The following is a 16658-nucleotide window of genomic DNA, read 5'->3' on the forward strand; positions in this document are numbered from 1 at the left end:
TTCAACCTTGCGGTTGAGCAACCAGCTTCGCTTCTTCCATGAACCCGTGTTCAATCAGGTAGCGCTTCCCACCACTGATGACATAGCTCTTGAAACCTTCCCGCGACAATTCAAAATCTGCAGTAGCGAGGTTACGAAAAAGCGTAGGACGCGCGCTCTTGTAAAGAAACAGGATGTCGTTCCCGACTTTACCTACCAGTGGCTTGGCGTAGGTGGTGTTCTGGCACTCCATTATTTCCCCGGTGCAGTGCCCGCTCAGCCATTCAACCTTGGTGAGGTCGATGGGTGGGAGCGACCATTCACCAATGAAGAGATGCTGGTTATCCCTGGCATACGAGTAGCGCTGCAACTTATCTTTGGCATTGAGATTGACCGCTGAATAGTCACCGAAAGGAAAAATGACTTCAAAACTCTTGGGATCGGCGCCTTCAATCCGGGTAGCACCGAGATATACCGTGGTGCTGTCCATTGAGTAAGCAGCGACTTGATTCGCCTGATCAGGCGTCAAGCCAGCCTGACTGGAGCGTGCGACTCGAAAGTGTGCCGCATCGGTACTGAGCAACCAGAATGTGCGTCGTTCGAACGTTTCGTGGATTTGCAACCTGGCAGGCAGGTAACACACCGGGTTGAGCCCCTGCGCTACTGATCCAACGCCTGTACCGCTGCAGGGGCTTTCGCGCTCGCGGGACACTGCACCCAAGTACACGCGGCCATCAACGATCTGGAAACTGTCTTTTTGCACAGCATCTTTCTCCTTCGAACAGTCGCGCTCCCGATCAGGTGGGCGAGGGTTCGCGAAGGTCTCGGCAAAGGTCGTATCAAACCAGCTTTCGGTACAGCTGAACGTCTCAAACGCCTGACTCGTCAGCGGCAGCCAACACGTAAAACACAGCACCACTATTTGCGCCGTCGAACAGCGTTCCAGGGAACGACTTCTGTTTGGCATTTCCTGCTCCATGCACAGCAACCTGTTGACGCCGCCAAGGGGGGGCGCGCCTGTTCACTCGACCAGCGTCAATGCACCATCGACATACCGCACCTCGCGCCCCAGCCACGCGGGGTCGACATCGGGCATCACCGCCGAGGGTTTACGAAGCTCACGCAGCAGGGTCGAGCCATGTGACAGACGCCCTCCCATGCGTGCAATCACCGCACGGGCATTCTGATAATGAGCGTGACGTCCGGGGTCCAGAGTGTCCTCGAGCAAAATATCCTCACCCAGAACACCCTGCACTTGCCCCGGATAAATCATGAACCCGGCGGCGTGTTCGGTTCCCTCACTGCCGTCCTGCCAAAAACTGCCAGCACGGTTGCGAACATCCGCGTGCGGCTTAAACCAGTAAGCTCGTTCAGTCATTGGCATGGCGTGATGCAGACGAAAAAACACCCTCATCAGATTGTCGCGATACCACTCTCGCACTTGCAGATAATAGCCACGCAGACCGGGCAAACCGGCGCAATGCGCCAGTTTTATAGCGCTCGACCATGTCGGGAATGGCTGCAACGGCAGGTCTGTCAAAGGCGGACGAGCAGTAGCCGGATCAGTTTCCCACGGCAAGCGATGAGGACAGTGCTCAAGGTCATGGTAAGCGGTCGGCGGGCGGCCAAAGAGGTCGCCGCCACTGCTGGCAAGTGCGGTTGCAATGCACAGGTTGCCCTGCACCACGAACACATAAAAACGGGTGAACCAGTCGGCAAACTGCCTGCCATCAGCATCTTGTGCCTGGAGGGCGCTGAGTTCCCGGTCAAAACGCTGCAATTGCTTTTCCAGCGTCAGCAAATGCCCGCGCGCGATGCGTTGCATGCGCAGGAACAGTGGCAGCGAACGCAGCAATCGCATGGGCCGCCAAGGCAGGTGCGGCGTTGCGCCGCCGACTTCACCGGCGTAGCTGCTGGAGGCAACGCCCCAGTCGGCCAGGCGAGCGAGAAACAGATCATTGTTGATATAGGAAGCACCGCCGAACAAGGCGGTAAACGGTTCGTTGTCCTGCAACACCCGAGGATCCCAGCGCGCCATGATTGCCGGAATACTGCCAGCAGCGCGGCGCTGAGCGTACTCCACCAGACGGCTGGGCTGAGGCGGCAGGATCTCGGCGATGTTGGCCGCGGTCAAGTGACGACGCCAGCCGTAATCACTGATCGGTCGATACTGCAGCAGCCACAGTTGTCGGCCGTCCCACGCCCACTCGACATCGCCCGGCACATAGTGAAAGACCCGCAGTACACCTTGCAGAAAATCCCAGAGCTTTTCCTGGGTCAAACCGTGAGCTGACTTGAACGCGTGACTGCTCCAGGACTCACCCAGACGGGAAATAACAGCGCGTTCAGGGCTTGCCTGGCCGTCAGCCAAAGATTCAAGGTGGCCTTCAACCCACTCCAGCTCGACGGCCAGATGACGAGCGAAAGCAATTCCGGAAAGCACCGGCGCGATGAACCGCTGCACCACCACTTCTTCAACGCCCGCGTCGTGCAGTTCGGTGACACGTGCAGATACGTTAGACGAAGGTTCGCGCAGGAAAGTAGTGCTCAGGCCCGCGTTCGCAGAGTCCGCCTGATCCTCACCAAAGCTGGAGGAACGCACCGCCCAGGTAGCATCCGGCTGGCTGGCTAGAAATGCAGACAGGCCGCGATCGTCACCCTGTACCAGTGACAACGCCGGCGGTACCGGTTGCCCGGCGCAGGCGGCCAGACGCAAGCGTCCACCTTTGGTATGGGCGACAAATCCGAGCTGCTTCGATTCCAGCCATTGTACGAACGCAGCGGGCGAATCGATCCACGGATAATGGCCCCAGCCCGGCTGCAAACTGATGGTCAGGTCAGCGCGGGCCAGAATAGCGGACCATGCCGCTGCCTGCTCAATGCCCAACACTCCATCCTGATCGCCCCAGACCAGCTCGATCGGGTCTTGCACCCACTCCAGCAAAGGCAACGCGGTGTCGGCCCGCAACAAGTCCCAATACGGCATGAACGCACGGCAGCGGGCATACCCTTCACCCATGCGCTGATAGTGACTGGCGGGCCAGGTCTGCCGAGAGAACTTGCGGGCAAACAATGTGGGCTTGTTGGCCAATAGCCAATGGATGGTTTTGCGAATCGGCAGTGGCGACATCAATGCAGGCAAACGACGTTGCCAGAGAAACGCACCCACCGGCGCCAGCAAGACGCTCCTGCAGAAATGCCCAGGCCGACGTTGCAGCGCATGCATCACCAGCAGAGCATTGACCCCCACCGCCACGATAGCGCTGCCGCTCACGGTCGCGGCTAACAGTGCCTCGGAGTAGCTCGCCAGGTCTTCGCAAGGCGGCTCAGGGTTGCTGCCAAAGCCTGGCAGCTCCAGGGCGGTAACCTGATAGTGCTCGAAGTAAGGCAGCGCGTCGTCCCACCATTCGGCGCTACTGCCGTTGCCCGCCAACAGATACAGAAGTGGCTTGCTCATGCGCGCGCCTCAGGCAAATTAGCCAGACTCAGAAGCATTCGGTCAGACATTGCTGGGTCCCTGCCCTATGGCGCCACGTTGATGCTTACGGTCAAGGCGATACAGCCACACCAAAGGTGGCAGCAGCATGAGCAGTGCAAAAGTGTCGAGCCACAGATGCGACCAGACCCCGACTTGAATTGAGAGCAGTATGTCCTGAGGTGCCCAGAGCACCAGACCTGCAATCAGCCAACCCCAGACCATCGGCGTTTTCTGGCGATTGCCAATGTGCACCAGGGCCAGCATGTATAACGAATAGCTTTGCAGCGTCGCGCCAAACAAGGCGAGCCACCACGTCTGTTGGGCCCGGGCAGACGTCGGCGCCGCGCCGGTCCAGAAAACCTCTTCAAGGGAGCTCAGATAACTATCGAACAGGCCAGACTGAGCGGTCCATGTAAGTACCACGCTCGCCAGAAGATGCCCTGACACCATCACATAAAGCCACATCACCAACGAGCGTCGGCGAGTAAGAAATGAGTACGACATTCTGCGTCCTGCAGCGTCCGTTGAAGACGCCATTTAAAGGTTTGCTAACGGGCTAAATACATTAACCCTCGCCCGCGCGGGGGGCTGATCGAGAAACCTTGCGACGTAACCGCTTCACCATTAGAGCATCAGGTTTTGGTCGACGCCCTTTTAGCGGCCTCGGCTTTGAGCGCTTTGGTTTTACCGTGCTCTGCCAGCAACTCCAGTGTTTGTTTGCTGGCTTTGGGATGATTGAGCAGGTACTCGTGGAAGAGTTTGTTGCCGGCCCGAATGAGCTGCAAAACAACCGTAGGTTCGTTGTAGTCTTCTTCAAAGCGCATCATCTGGCTTTCCAGCCGATAGTGCCCTTCAGCGGTCTGCTCCGAAGTGTCCTGAGCGAAAAGCTGCACCCGTAATTCATCCTGCTCCAGTACGTGTAAAAATAAAAACACGGTGGTAACAAAGGTCAGGTATTTACGATTAGTCGCGGTTTGCGGAAGGTACACCTGTGAACAGAAATGGAACATTTGTCCGTTACAGGTCGGGATGCTGGCCTCGGACGCATTCCATCTGGGTGGGCGACGCAGAAAGAGAATGTCTTTCTTTTTGATCATGTCAACGCAAACAGGCCGCGCGGCCTCCCCGTTGCGGCTGTACGTCACTTCTCCATTTTGTGAGAGCGGGTGGTAAATCAGCGTTCCACTGTTCAGTTGTTTCTCTATGACCAGGTAATGAACCGAGAACAATTCACCATATTCAGGGTGGACGTCACCGGTGCTGACACTACCGCCAAACAGATAGAGTTCCCTTTCAATCTGGCTGCCCAAAATCTCCAGGTCGGCCTGCTCGAGTTTAATCCGCTCGATAAATACAGCCTGGTTGCCTTGTATCTCTGGCCAGGGAATGTCCAGCATCGGATCCTTGCCGTTCATGTCTACGCAGATCATGGCTGCTTCAGGTGCATTGTTCACGCTGTCGACCTTTCCCAATGAACAGGATCTCCTGATATTGACGGCCCGAGCGCACATGCGATGCGATCAGGCCAGACAACAACCTTACTTCTGGTCAAGGAACTCTGTCAGGAACCACTGCGGACGGCCGGTCATAGACAACTCGTCGTTGTAGCTGACACGCAGTTCATGGCTTTCACCAGGCAGGTAAAGCTCGCCATTATCTCGATCAAGTCGGAGTACTTCGTAGGGCTTGCCGTCCCTCTGAACGGAATAACGAGTGTCCTTGTTGGTGTTCTCGACTTTCATCTTCTGAATGCGCAAGTTCCACTCGTGATCGACACCCGCCACCTGCACCAATGCTTCATTGGCAGACCGATCGCCGATGCGCAGGACCCAGACCTTGACGCCCTTCTCGCCACTGTAAGCGAAAATTTTATCAGCGACTTCCGGGCGGGCCTCTTCGGACATTGCAACGGATGAACCCAACAGGCAGACACTGAAAAGCACTGCCCAAACACTCCTGATTACTGACATCGATTGTCTTCCTTAGCGAGAAAAAGTCCGGGGATAATACATAAATAAAAACATTAATGAAGCGTGGATAACGCATCCAGTCCGCTGTCAGTCACTGGACTTCTGCGTTGCCACTTGAAGTTGTGAACTTCCACACACCGCTCGACGGTTTCATTCCAGACGACTTCAAACCCAGCAGTTTTCAACACTGTGGCCAGCCGTTGCCCCACCTTGAGAGCCTGTGCAGGATCATCACTGATCGCCCCAAAGGCGATGTACAGAACATCACTCTTGATAACACATTCAACGTCTTGCCCATGATAAAAGCAAAAGCCGTGATAATGATCATCGGGGGCCTCGTCAAGCGCTTCAGCCACTTCCGTAAAACCATCCGACGTCTCATAGCCCGCATTCTGGAGGGCACAGATACCGTCTTCATGGAGGTGATAGAACACATCATCGAGTCGATCGCAGGCAGTTACCTGCGGCCAGTTACGCTCTGCGTCGAGCTTGCGTTGCAGCTCCGGCAGGATCAACGCCTTCAGCGCGGGAACATCACAGTCGCCGTCAATAATGTCATCGATCATCGCGTCCATTTCTTCAGCCGTGTAGAAGCCAGACGACACCCACATCCGTATGCTGTCCGCAACGTACTCATTACTGTCTGCCATTGACACCTCGCCAGCGTAAACAATCAATACTGATACTGTTGTCTCTGGTGACTGATCAGCCAATAAAAACTGCACATCCTTGCATGCGCCTGTCATGGACTCATGAATCGGGTTGTAGTTCTCTATGCATGTTTTTTACTCAGGAAAAACCTCCTGCTGGCGCAAAAACTTGTTTATGCCCGATTGATCCTGAAATCCCACTGATCAAAATTTTCCTCATCACGCACAACCGGTAACGACTCGACAGTAGTGATCCCCAACTCATAGACGCTTCGTGAGAATCCTTCATTCAACTCACTGAGGCCAGTGATGCTCAATGCGTAGAGCCCCGGCAAAATATCCAGATAATCACTATTCCCCAGGCGATCTGAGAGCCGGGCTTTGTAATTCAGAAAGAACTCAGGGTCCCAATCCGTCAAGGCATGCAGATCGGCAATAATCAACAGGCCGCTGGTGACGTTCAGTGGAATATCCGTGTATCGAAAAACCGCTTCGCTGCGTTGTTCAAAGGGAAACGTGAGCTCATCACGCAAACGAAACACATAGTCTTCTTCGGGCAGTGGATACAAGGGTACAACCGCCCCGCTCTGCACTGCCAACCGCCCTGTTTCGCTTTTTTCGACGAACACCTCAAAGAGGTTTGAAGCATCAGAACACTGCTCAGCGACAAAACGGTGCAACACGACGGGGTCGAAAATAACCACACCGGGGCTGAAGGTTTCTATGTTTGCCTCAGTTTTCATTCGTCACTTCCAAAGGCTGACCAGGATCTCGCTCTGATGACTGATCCGTGGGACCGAATTCATTCGGGAAGGCGGCATTCCAGTCGATACAAAGGCTGCGGTTGTCCCGGCCCCTTCGCGAATGAATTCGTCTACCAGAATTGTGTTTGCAGACAAACATCGAATCTCTCACCAATTACTTGAGCGTGCCAGTATTGAACCAACATTTCAAAAGGTGATCTCAAATGGCTACGTTCAGCCCTCAGGCTCATTAACAGCAACGCGCCGTCAAACCAGGGATAGGGAATAGATTAATGATTGTCGGAATTGACCTGGGCACCACTAACAGTCTGGTTGCCGTCTGGCATAACGATGCCAGCGTGCTGGTGCCCAATGTACTGGGCCATGTCCTGACCCCTTCGGTCGTAGGGCTGGATGAGGAAGGCCGGATACTGGTTGGCCAGGCTGCACGCGAGCGCCTGCATACTCATCCCGGCCAGACCGCAGCGTTGTTCAAACGACACATGGGCAGCGCCCATACCGTTCAATTGGGTTCACGGTCATTTCGCCCCGAGGAATTGTCGGCGCTGGTACTGCGCAGTCTCAAGGAAGATGTTGAGCGCGCTTACGGCGAACCGGTGACCGAGGCTGTCATCAGCGTCCCGGCCTATTTCAGTGATGCCCAGCGCAAGGCCACCCGCATCGCGGGTGAACTGGCCGGGCTGAAAGTCGACAAACTGATCAACGAACCGACCGCAGCCGCATTGGCCTATGGCTTGCCTCAGCGCGACAAAGAGACTTCGTTCCTGGTCTTCGACCTGGGCGGCGGCACCTTTGACGTGTCAATTCTTGAGCTCTTCGACGGCGTCGTGGAGGTCCGTGCCAGCGCCGGCGACAACTACCTGGGCGGTGAAGACTTCGACCATTTGCTGGCCGAGCGCTTCATCCAGACCCAACGCGATCAGCCTGATTTTCCCGCCCCACAGTCGATCATCCAGCCGCTGCGCCGCGAAGCCGAACGTGTGCGCCAGGCACTCGGGCAGGATAACGACAGCGAGTTCGTTTTGCGGGTAGATGGCAAAGAGTGGAAGCACGTTTTCACCCAGGACGATATGAGCACCTTGTTTGCGCCCTTGCTTGAACGTCTGCGCAACCCCATCGAACGCGCGTTGCGTGATGCCAAAATCCGCATCAACGAACTCGACGAAGTATTGCTGGTGGGCGGCACCACACGTATGCCGCTGGTTCGTAAACTTGCCGCCGGCCTGTTCGGTCGTTTTCCTTCGATTCATCTCAACCCTGACGAAGCCGTGGCTCACGGCGCAGCCATACAGGCTGCGTTGAAATCACGCAGTGCTGCACTTGAGGAAGTGATACTTACGGACGTCTGCTCCTACACCATGGGCATCGAGATCTCGCAAAGAGTCGGCAAGGATCGTGAGAACGGCCACTATTTACCGATCATTGAACGCAACAGCACGGTCCCGGTGAGCCGGGTTAAAACTGTGTCGACGGTTGATGATTTTCAGGACAGTGTGATGGTCTGCATTTACCAGGGCGAAAGTCGCCTGGTACGCGACAACATTGCCTTGGGTGAACTGGATATTCCCGTCCCGCCACAAAAAGGCCCCGTGGATCTCGACGTACGCTTTACCTACGACAACAACGGCATTCTGGAATGTCAGGTGAGCATCCCTGCCACCGGAGAGCAGCACGTACTGGTCATCGAAAATAACCCGGGCGTACTGAGCACCAAAGAAATTGCCGAGCGTCTGCAAGCGCTTGCCGCACTGAAAGTGCATCCCCGTGATCAGCAGATCAATACCCTGCTGGTCGCCCGTCTGGAGCGCATGTATCAGGAGAGCCTGGGCGATCTTCGTGAGGAGATTGACCGCTGTGCGAATCGGTTTCAGCAGGCATTGGCAACCCAGGACGAACACATCATTCGTCAGGCCCGTAGTGACCTGAGCGAGCGCATCGCGCGGCTGGAAAGAGGCGGCGGATACTGAGCCATGGTGTCGACTTTCGATTGCTGGGAAATACTGGGCCTGCCTGCCGGATCCGATGAGCGCAGCATCAAGCGCCAATACGCCAGACAGCTAAAGACCACGCGCCCGGACGAAGATCCGGTCGCCTTCCAGCGACTGCGTGAAGCGTATGAGCAAGCCCTGCAGATCATGCGTGATGGCGGCCTGGACGAGAGCGAGCAAGCTGCTGCTGACTTCATGGCTGAACCCTTTGTTGTCAGAAGCCACCCCCATGAGCCTCTCAACCCGACACCTTCACCCTACGAGCAAGCCGTCGAGCTGTTCTCCAGATTTGATGACGCAGACGTTGAGCAGTATTGGGATACAGCCTCGGCCAAAGGCTGTGGCCCTGAGTTCGAGCGTCTTCTGTTCCAGCGATGTGCAGACGACCCTGAAGCGCACACTGCGCTATTGACGTGGGGTCTGGAAAAACGTCAATGGCTGACGCCGTGGCAGCAGATCATTGGTGGCGAGTTTCAGCAACAACGGCTTGCCTTTGCTCTCACCACAGTGCTTTATAACCGCCTTGATCAGCACATGGCTGCAGGCGAAGACGCGTATTTTTTCGACTGCCTGGAGCAGCACAGCCGTCAAGGCTGGCTCAGTGATTTTTCACGCCGCCAGGCACTGCAGGTGCACGTCCTGAATCTGTTCCTCAACACTGAAAGCTGGTCGCCCGCACTATTCCAGCGCGTCTGCCAGTTGTTCGGTTGGGACGATGAAGCGGCAGTGGTGCCCATTGCGGATAAGTCATGGCAATACCTGCGTCGGCGCTGCGAGCAACAAGCCTGGCTTAACGAGTTACGCAGCCTCATGCAACTGCGCGAACAACAACCCAGTGCGCGCGCTAATGCCGCCACTCTGTTTCTGCTCTGCACCGCCCCTGCACAGCAAGCGCAACTGGCTGCTGATTTTGGCGAGGAAGACTGGCTGGCCTGCGAACAACTGTCGGAGATTTTTGCCAGTCAGTACCCTGACCTGCTGGGAATATTCCCTAACCACAACCCCAGGTTCTGGAAGGCACTTGTCTTACACAAGGCGCCGCTCTACGGGCTGAAACGCAGCGCCTGCGTCATCACCCTCGCCCTGATACTGAACAGCATGGATCAACCCGACTTCATGTTCACGGTCACACTAATCCTGCTGCCACTCTATATCGCGGGCGGCGTGTTGGCGGCTTACGTCGGTAAATGGTTACTGAGCCACTGGGCGTCGCTGACGCAATACCTGTATGACGTGGACCTGCAAATCAGCCTATGGTGTGTGCGACACAATCTGATCAAGGATCGTCGATACCTGGTGATCCGTAACAGCGGCGGTTATCTAGCACTCGGATTTCTAATATGGAAGTTGCTCGGGATACTCGGCCTCGCGGCTTATGTGCTGACCGGAGCCATAGGCCTGCTGCGGTTTGCCGGTGCCGCGCCTGCAGACCGTCAGTACCGTTGGCGAAAGCCGTTGCAGGCGATCTATCGGATTGCCGGACTCAGCCCGTTGCAATGGCTGTTTGGCGTTTCGATGCTGTGTGTCATCGGCTATGTGCAACTGCACATGCCCGGCACCGTGCTGACTAAAGGTTGATGGCTGCGCATCAAGGGCTGTGGGGGAACTGGTTGTGGACATAAGCATCCAGTAGCCCCGTTACCCACGCAGAGTCCGTATTGCTTTCGAGGTGATAAGCAATCAGACCGAAATCATCGCTGACATACCCTGCAAGCTCGGCATTGTCCGAGACTGAAAAAACTTTTTTGAATACCCACTCTCTCAACAGGGTGATGTTTTCAATCACCTCACCGGCCAGTGGAGTGCTTTGCACAATGAGGTGATGCTGGGTCCATTGCTCATCAAACCCCGCCTCATCGCGGGCATCAAGCATCGAGTCCCAGTCAGGGTTGCCTGCACACAACGCTTCAAAAAAACCGTCTGCGCGAACGAGACTCCACAATGCATTCAAATCTCGAACAATCATGAAAAACATCTCCGAAAATCCATAACCGAGGACACGCAACACTCAGTGCCCCCACTACAAAACTGCTGCACGACGTCTTTATGGCATGAGCATATCGCACTGAGATCGACTTTGGTCATCACCTGCATGACTTGCTCTTCGTGACTCATATGTACCTTCTGACTGGAGCAATACATGAAATACGACGATGCTTCCTGGCACTACCTGGGCACCTTCCCCAAGCATCTGCCAAAAGCGGCTGGCGCCACTCATATCGGTATGTTTCTCGCGTGGATGCTGATGAATAACCTGGCCAGCGAAGAACTGGAAGAAGATGCCGAGAGCGAACTTGCCCAACTCAAGGCTCGCACCCTCACCGGCGCACAGTTTCTAATGACCGTACTGGACGAAAAGCTGACGGACCAGGAGTTCTCTGAAACAGGCAATGCATTTGCCGTTTCCTATTACGAAGGTTTGAATAACGACAGTCGCTACGTCGACGACTACCTGCAGACCTTTGGCGTCAGCATCAAAACCCTCTACAGCGTTGAGGACAGCTGGGACCATTACGACCAACTCTCTGCCGCGATGGATGCACGCTTTGCGGCCTGGAATGCGGCCGGGCGGCCCGAACATATTGTTTGAACGAGCCTGGCGACGAGCATTACGCTTTTCTTCAACATCAACGTACGGTCAGAGGGAAATAGAATGGATGAGTCGTTGCAGGCATTTGAACGGTTTGTAGCGCAATTCAATGCGTGGCCTGACTCCCTCGGGCACCTCACCTTTAACGCCGCCCCGGCTAATCTTCCGGCCATCGCCGAGATGCCGCAAGCGGGCCTCATGCGCAGGTATTTCGAGCACATAGACCTCTCGGCGGACCCCATGATTGGCGCAGACTTCGGCCTGGAACTTTATGGTCCACTGAGGCTGGAAAAAGCACAACAAGGTTGGCATGGAACAGACAATGACGACCCTGCGTGGGGCTGGAAAGAAGGCTTCACTGTCTTCGCGGATCGCAACGGCGATGTGCTGGTTTATGACCGCCACGATGCCTGTTCTGCCATTTACGGATCGATTCAGAAAAGGTCGTTCAAGGTCGCATCAGACATCGTTTCATTGCTAAAAGCGTTACAAGCCGGGATCACGGTGCAATTGCAGGAATTCAATGATGACACCCTCGACGACGACATGAGTCCCAAACCTGCCTTTCTGGATAGAGTCAGAGAAGTAGTGGGCAATGTTGAGGGCGCCGACGTGGATGGCTTTATGAAGTTCTTTTTTGAATGAACATGTGGGGCTGATCTTATATTCAGCGGCCGCCCCGGTCTTTCAATCCCACCCAATAGGTGTAACCCAATGAGCTTGCGCTACGACTACAAAAATCCGCCTGCGAGTGCCGAAGACATCGCTATGGCCATGCAGCAGTGCGATATAAAACCGGAGGCATGGATAACCGGGTTCTGGGCACAGTGCAACGGCGCGATGATCGAAGACCTTGTGCTTATCTATGCCACGGACGAGATCCCTGAACGCCAACAGGCCTTCGACATAGCGACGTCTTTTCCTGATCACCTGCTCATTGGTGACGACTCTGGCGGTCGTTTTGTATTACTGGAGCGCTCGGCAGAACCCCGGTTTTACCTGCAGGACTCGGGAGATCCTTTCATCGAGGACGCAGAGGTTTTTTCGTCCCTTGACGCACTGGTCAGAGCTGTCGTTGACGGAGACTGAGCATAACCACATGGAGCACATCGCTGACATGCAACCCTCACAAGACCTTATCCACCAGCCTGACTATCAGGCGCTGTCCGCGCAACAACAAAGACTGATGATCGCCAGCTATACGCTCAGAAGTCAGCGTTTGGTCGAGATGTTTGATCGTCGTTATAACCAACGTCTGGCAGATATCTTTTGCCGTGGCTTATCGGCTTACGTCGCCGGGCGTGCCAGTGATATAAGCGACCTGCACACCGAGATCGAGGCCCACATACCTGACACCGATGAGTTCAGTGAGCAGGAAGCGAGCTATGCACAAAACGCGTTTATCGCCCTGCTTTATCTGATGGAAGCGACAGCTACCGGGGACGCTGCTCTATTGCAGCGCAGTGTCGACATGACCCTGCAAAACGTTGACTTGCTGTATTACGAACGCGACCCTGACTACCTACAAATGGAACTGACGGCCGCAGAGCAGCATGTTCTCTATAACTTGCTGGAGCAGGCAGCAACCACTTCTTCGGCAGAGCCCGCCACATTTGAATTAATCGAAGCAATGACTTCACCCCACAGGCTGTGATTGTTTTTCAACCTGATGGAATGATTTGATACCGCTGCTTGAACAGCCTGAGTGAGGCCTGATGAAAACTTACAGCATTCGCGAAGTACTGCAGAACATCGCAGACATGCCCGACAGCTGGTACTACTTGCCAGCGACTCAATGGACGCTAGATACCCGCGGCGCGTTCTCATTGGACAGCCGGGATTTCGCACCCGATTCCACCGACTACCTGCCCCCGCAGGTGGCCAGTGAAGGTTGGGTGGAGACCTTGGAGAAGGCCATGATTGAGGACGTCATCTTCAACGCCGACCAGCAATTGCCTCAAGCATCGCTGGAGAACTACTTCCAGGCCTTTGAATTCTTTTACCAAAACGATGCGTTCATGGAGTTTCAGCCAGACCCGCGCTGATGAACAATGATCGCTAGCCATAAGCTGCCACGAGAACCCCATGTCGACTTTGAACATTGAGCAGTTTCAACGGGATGTACTGAAGGCCTCCATGAGCGCCATCGAACAGTTTCGAGCGGACTTCCCGAACGCAAAGGTCTGCGGATTCGCGCTGTATTCCGATGGCGATGCACGAACGCTGGTACCCGCCTTTAACACTCAAGACCATTTGGAACGTGTCAAAGCTGAATATCCCGAGGAATGGCAATACCTCAAGTGGTATCCCGCCGAATGGAGCCACGAAGCCTACGCTGGGGATTACTTCAACGATCTGTGCAAAATGCTCTGGAACCTGGCCGACGCGACCACCGAGGACAATTTCGTGGCGCACCGCAAACATGTATTTGAGCAATGTGTCATCGCCCTGAAAAAGCTGACAACGACCTTCGACGATGCCATTTACGTGTTTGCGGTTTCGGACTTTGAGTGCCCGGAAGACGAGATTGCCTGGGTTACAGCTCTCAACACTCCAGAACAGGCCGACGAATTCAGGACATGGATGGAGTCACCCTCCAGCTGAAACCGCGAATACCGGGATATCCAATAGTTATACAAGGACTTGAATCATGAGCATCGTCGATACCTACCTCGTCGGCCTGCACAAAGCCTTACCAGCCGAACAACTCAATGAGCTGAAACATGCACACGGCGCTTCAGCGGCTGACCTGCAGCGGCTCACCGATCGTTATCCGTTGTGCCCGGCAAGCCTTCTTGAGTTGCTCGGCCAGATCGACGGCACGCATTACCGGGATTATCCGGACGGCAGAGTCATGGTCCTGATACTTGGCTCCGATGTATTCGAGTACCCCTACTACCTCAGTTCGGTCGATCAGATCCTTGAAGAAATTGAGACTTACACCCGAAGCATTGAGCAAATTTATGCAGGCTATCTTGACGAACCCGACCTCGTCGGCCCCGGGATCGACATAACGCTGGGCATGCATGAGCGTCTGTGTTTCTCGCATTGCATGAACAATGGCGGCAGTTCCAGACTGTATATCGACTTTAATCCAGCGCCCGGTGGCACTGTGGGTCAGGTCGTGCGCTACCTTCACGATCCTGACAGTTACAAGGTGATTGCGCCGAGCTTCGATCAGTACCTGCAACAGTTGATTGACGATAATTACGCCTTCGTTTTCGAGGATGAAGACTACTGACGTTTTGTAAGTCCAGGGTTTTACAGCTCAGCCTGGACGATAAACGTGGCAACCTGAATCCAGTTTTTCTTTTTAAAGGCACCCCATCATGAGCCTCGTCGAAACTTATCTTGCCGGTCTGCGCGAGGTGTTACCGGCCGAAGATCTCGATCTACTGAAACACGCACAAGGTGCTTCTGCGGCAGACTTGCAGCGGCTCACCGAACGTTATCCGTTGTGCCCGGCTAGCCTGTTGCAACTGCTTGGCCATTTCGACGGCACGCATTGGGAATCCCCGGACGACGAGTTCGTAGCGCTGATACTGGGCTCCGACCTGGCCCGTTTTCCTTACTACCTGAATTCGGTAGAAGACATACTTGCCGAGGCTGACGGCTTTTGTACCGAAAGCATCGCAGAAATTTATGAAGGCTGGCCGGATGAGGAAGGCGAACTCGCCGGAGAAGGCATTGACCGCACGGTGGGCATGAACGAGCGGCTTTGCTTTTCAAATTGCCTCAACAACGGGGGCACTTCCAGACTGTATATTGATTTCAATCCGTCACCGGGCGGGACAGTGGGTCAGATCATGCGCTTTCTGCATGACCCGGATAACTATGAAGTGATTGCGTCCAGCTTCGATCATTACCTGCAACAACTGATTGATCACGACTACCCGTTCATTCGCCGGGAGACCTGACGCCTGCTTACTGCCAGGGAAATGAGCGATGGGTCACTCGCTGCAACGGAATCGAGAGCGCGGAAAAACGCGCTTCGATCTGCATACACTGATCGCCGGTTATGCGCTCTCCCAGGCAAAAGGGCAACGCCCGACATCCCTCTAGCGCACTGGCAATGTTGATCTCAAGAATCGCGCTAACCTCCCGCGCCGCGACACTCAACTGGTCAGGCGCGCATTCAGCCAGAAACAGGTCGTACTCAGCGTACAAGTCCCGCGCCAAACCGGGTTCTGCTGCCTTTGGTTCATCACCGCCTGGCACCTCCAGAAAGGCATCCCGCTCAGAATAATGCTCAAGGGCGATGGCGTAGTCTTCAAGGCTAGAGTGCGGCTGCTGGCGTTTCTGTACGGATAACACGTCTGCAAAAGTAGCCGCCTCAAGGCACGACGACAGATCGTGCTGAGCGCCAAACTCCGACACGCGACGCTCGTCCTCATCCTCTTCATCGCGCGTAACCAGGTAAAAGCGGCTGTCCAGCAATGCTGTGTCACCCTGAACGTAGACCCAGACGTATCGGTTCCATAAAGCCCGATCATCGGAGCATGCAGCAATAGCCTCGACGGTTTCACGAAACGACTTGAGCTTCAACATCCTGCAACGTCTCCTTGCGCGTAATGAGCGGTGACTATACCAAGGCTTCAGGAAAACGGGTCTGCCGAGCAGGCCCTGAGTGCGCATCAATCAATAGTCAAAGGTATCTACCACCGAACGCCGCTGATTGTTGAATCCCGCACGGACTTTTTCATCGCATAAGTATCCAATTCCGATACAGGCACTGCCTTTTCAGAATCACACGTTCTCCGTTCAGGGATACCTATGACCTTCTACATTTATCTACTCGCATGCTGTGCTGCAGCCGCAACGGGCATCATCTTCAAACCCGGGGCCTGGTACGAGTCACTTCAAAAGCCAGGATTCACCCCACCGAACTGGGCCTTCCCGGTGGCGTGGACGACGATCTATCTGCTGCTCGCATGGGCAGGGTATCGCTTGACCCTGATCCCCGGCAGCGAGATCGTGCTCGCGCTTTGGGCTGCACAAATAGCGCTGAACACGTTGTGGACACCGGTATTCTTTGGCGCGCACCGCATCGCCATTGCGATGGTAGTGCTTGCGCTGCTTTGGGCAGTGGTCGCCACCATGGTCGTGATGTCTTTTCAGCTGGACATCGTTACGGGGCTCATTTTACTGCCCTATCTGGCGTGGCTCTCCGTAGCGGCAGCGCTGAATTTTTATATTCTTCGGCACAACCTTTAACGTTAATTCTGTGCGCACGGACATC

Annotated in this window: 20 protein-coding genes; 11 read left to right on the forward strand and 9 right to left on the reverse strand. The window is 55.0% G+C overall.

Annotated features, from left to right (window positions below; genetic code table 11):
* Position 1 precedes the first annotated feature (1 nt).
* The 7 genes from RX972_RS02790 to RX972_RS02820 all read right to left on the reverse strand — a co-directional run bounded on the left by RX972_RS02790 (position 2) and on the right by RX972_RS02820 (position 6820).
* Entirely contained in the window at positions 2-946 is a 945-nt protein-coding gene (locus RX972_RS02790) for a DKNYY domain-containing protein (protein ID WP_316872493.1), read from the reverse strand.
* Positions 947-1000: 54 nt separating this feature from the next.
* Positions 1001-3436 (reverse strand): alpha/beta fold hydrolase, encoded by a 2436-nt coding sequence (locus RX972_RS02795; RefSeq protein ID WP_316872494.1) that lies wholly within the window; start codon positions 3434-3436, stop codon positions 1001-1003.
* Positions 3437-3478: 42 nt separating this feature from the next.
* Positions 3479-3961: a cell division protein gene (locus RX972_RS02800; protein ID WP_122706694.1), complete on the reverse strand. Its 483-nt coding sequence runs from the start codon at positions 3959-3961 to the stop codon at positions 3479-3481.
* Between the two features lie 128 nt (positions 3962-4089).
* Complete coding sequence (locus RX972_RS02805; RefSeq protein WP_164706175.1) at positions 4090-4911, reverse strand: hypothetical protein; 822 nt, start codon at positions 4909-4911, stop codon at positions 4090-4092.
* Between the two features lie 84 nt (positions 4912-4995).
* Positions 4996-5427, reverse strand: coding sequence for a hypothetical protein (locus RX972_RS02810; protein WP_316872495.1), 432 nt, complete (start codon positions 5425-5427; stop codon positions 4996-4998).
* A gap of 53 nt (positions 5428-5480) precedes the next feature.
* Positions 5481-6077, reverse strand: a complete 597-nt coding sequence (locus RX972_RS02815; RefSeq protein WP_316872496.1) for a DUF6891 domain-containing protein — start codon at positions 6075-6077, stop codon at positions 5481-5483.
* Between the two features lie 173 nt (positions 6078-6250).
* On the reverse strand, positions 6251-6820 hold the full coding sequence (locus tag RX972_RS02820; RefSeq protein ID WP_316872497.1) for a hypothetical protein: 570 nt from the start codon (positions 6818-6820) through the stop codon (positions 6251-6253).
* Between the two features lie 293 nt (positions 6821-7113).
* Here RX972_RS02820 and RX972_RS02825 point away from each other — a divergent pair, with 293 nt between their 5' ends.
* On the forward strand, positions 7114-8808 hold the full coding sequence (locus tag RX972_RS02825; protein ID WP_316872498.1) for a molecular chaperone HscC: 1695 nt from the start codon (positions 7114-7116) through the stop codon (positions 8806-8808).
* Between the two features lie 3 nt (positions 8809-8811).
* Positions 8812-10407, forward strand: a complete 1596-nt coding sequence (locus RX972_RS02830; protein WP_316872499.1) for a J domain-containing protein — start codon at positions 8812-8814, stop codon at positions 10405-10407.
* Positions 10408-10417: 10 nt separating this feature from the next.
* Here RX972_RS02830 and RX972_RS02835 read toward each other — a convergent pair whose 3' ends face one another.
* A complete protein-coding gene (locus RX972_RS02835; protein ID WP_316872500.1) occupies positions 10418-10795 on the reverse strand; it encodes a hypothetical protein in 378 nt (125 codons plus the stop codon).
* Positions 10796-10969: 174 nt separating this feature from the next.
* Between RX972_RS02835 and RX972_RS02840 the strand changes: the two genes are divergently transcribed.
* The 8 genes from RX972_RS02840 to RX972_RS02875 all read left to right on the forward strand — a co-directional run bounded on the left by RX972_RS02840 (position 10970) and on the right by RX972_RS02875 (position 15336).
* Positions 10970-11419, forward strand: a complete 450-nt coding sequence (locus tag RX972_RS02840) for a hypothetical protein (RefSeq protein ID WP_316872501.1) — start codon at positions 10970-10972, stop codon at positions 11417-11419.
* Positions 11420-11482: 63 nt separating this feature from the next.
* Positions 11483-12064, forward strand: a complete 582-nt coding sequence (locus RX972_RS02845; RefSeq protein WP_316872502.1) for a hypothetical protein — start codon at positions 11483-11485, stop codon at positions 12062-12064.
* A gap of 69 nt (positions 12065-12133) precedes the next feature.
* Positions 12134-12508 carry a hypothetical protein gene (locus RX972_RS02850; protein WP_316872503.1) on the forward strand — a complete coding sequence of 125 codons (375 nt, stop codon included), beginning with the start codon at positions 12134-12136 and terminating at the stop codon, positions 12506-12508.
* 28 nt (positions 12509-12536) lie between these two features.
* Complete coding sequence (locus RX972_RS02855; RefSeq protein WP_316872504.1) at positions 12537-13073, forward strand: hypothetical protein; 537 nt, start codon at positions 12537-12539, stop codon at positions 13071-13073.
* Positions 13074-13134: 61 nt separating this feature from the next.
* Positions 13135-13464, forward strand: coding sequence for a hypothetical protein (locus RX972_RS02860; RefSeq protein WP_122706672.1), 330 nt, complete (start codon positions 13135-13137; stop codon positions 13462-13464).
* A 40-nt stretch (positions 13465-13504) separates the two neighbouring features.
* Complete coding sequence (locus RX972_RS02865) at positions 13505-14023, forward strand: DUF4303 domain-containing protein (RefSeq protein WP_316872505.1); 519 nt, start codon at positions 13505-13507, stop codon at positions 14021-14023.
* Between the two features lie 46 nt (positions 14024-14069).
* Complete coding sequence (locus RX972_RS02870; RefSeq protein ID WP_316872506.1) at positions 14070-14660, forward strand: SMI1/KNR4 family protein; 591 nt, start codon at positions 14070-14072, stop codon at positions 14658-14660.
* Positions 14661-14748: 88 nt separating this feature from the next.
* Positions 14749-15336 (forward strand): SMI1/KNR4 family protein, encoded by a 588-nt coding sequence (locus tag RX972_RS02875; protein ID WP_122706666.1) that lies wholly within the window; start codon positions 14749-14751, stop codon positions 15334-15336.
* Between the two features lie 7 nt (positions 15337-15343).
* Here the strand turns inward: RX972_RS02875 and RX972_RS02880 are convergent, their stop codons facing one another.
* Positions 15344-15967 (reverse strand): hypothetical protein, encoded by a 624-nt coding sequence (locus RX972_RS02880; RefSeq protein WP_122706664.1) that lies wholly within the window; start codon positions 15965-15967, stop codon positions 15344-15346.
* Positions 15968-16192: 225 nt separating this feature from the next.
* On the opposite strand from RX972_RS02880, the gene tspO reads away from it, so the two are divergent.
* Positions 16193-16633 carry a tryptophan-rich sensory protein TspO gene (gene tspO, locus RX972_RS02885; RefSeq protein WP_122706662.1) on the forward strand — a complete coding sequence of 147 codons (441 nt, stop codon included), beginning with the start codon at positions 16193-16195 and terminating at the stop codon, positions 16631-16633.
* The last annotated feature ends 25 nt before the right edge of the window (positions 16634-16658 follow it).

Source organism: Pseudomonas syringae group sp. J309-1 (assembly GCF_032582135.1).
In the GTDB taxonomy this organism is placed as follows: domain Bacteria; phylum Pseudomonadota; class Gammaproteobacteria; order Pseudomonadales; family Pseudomonadaceae; genus Aquipseudomonas; species Aquipseudomonas quasicaspiana.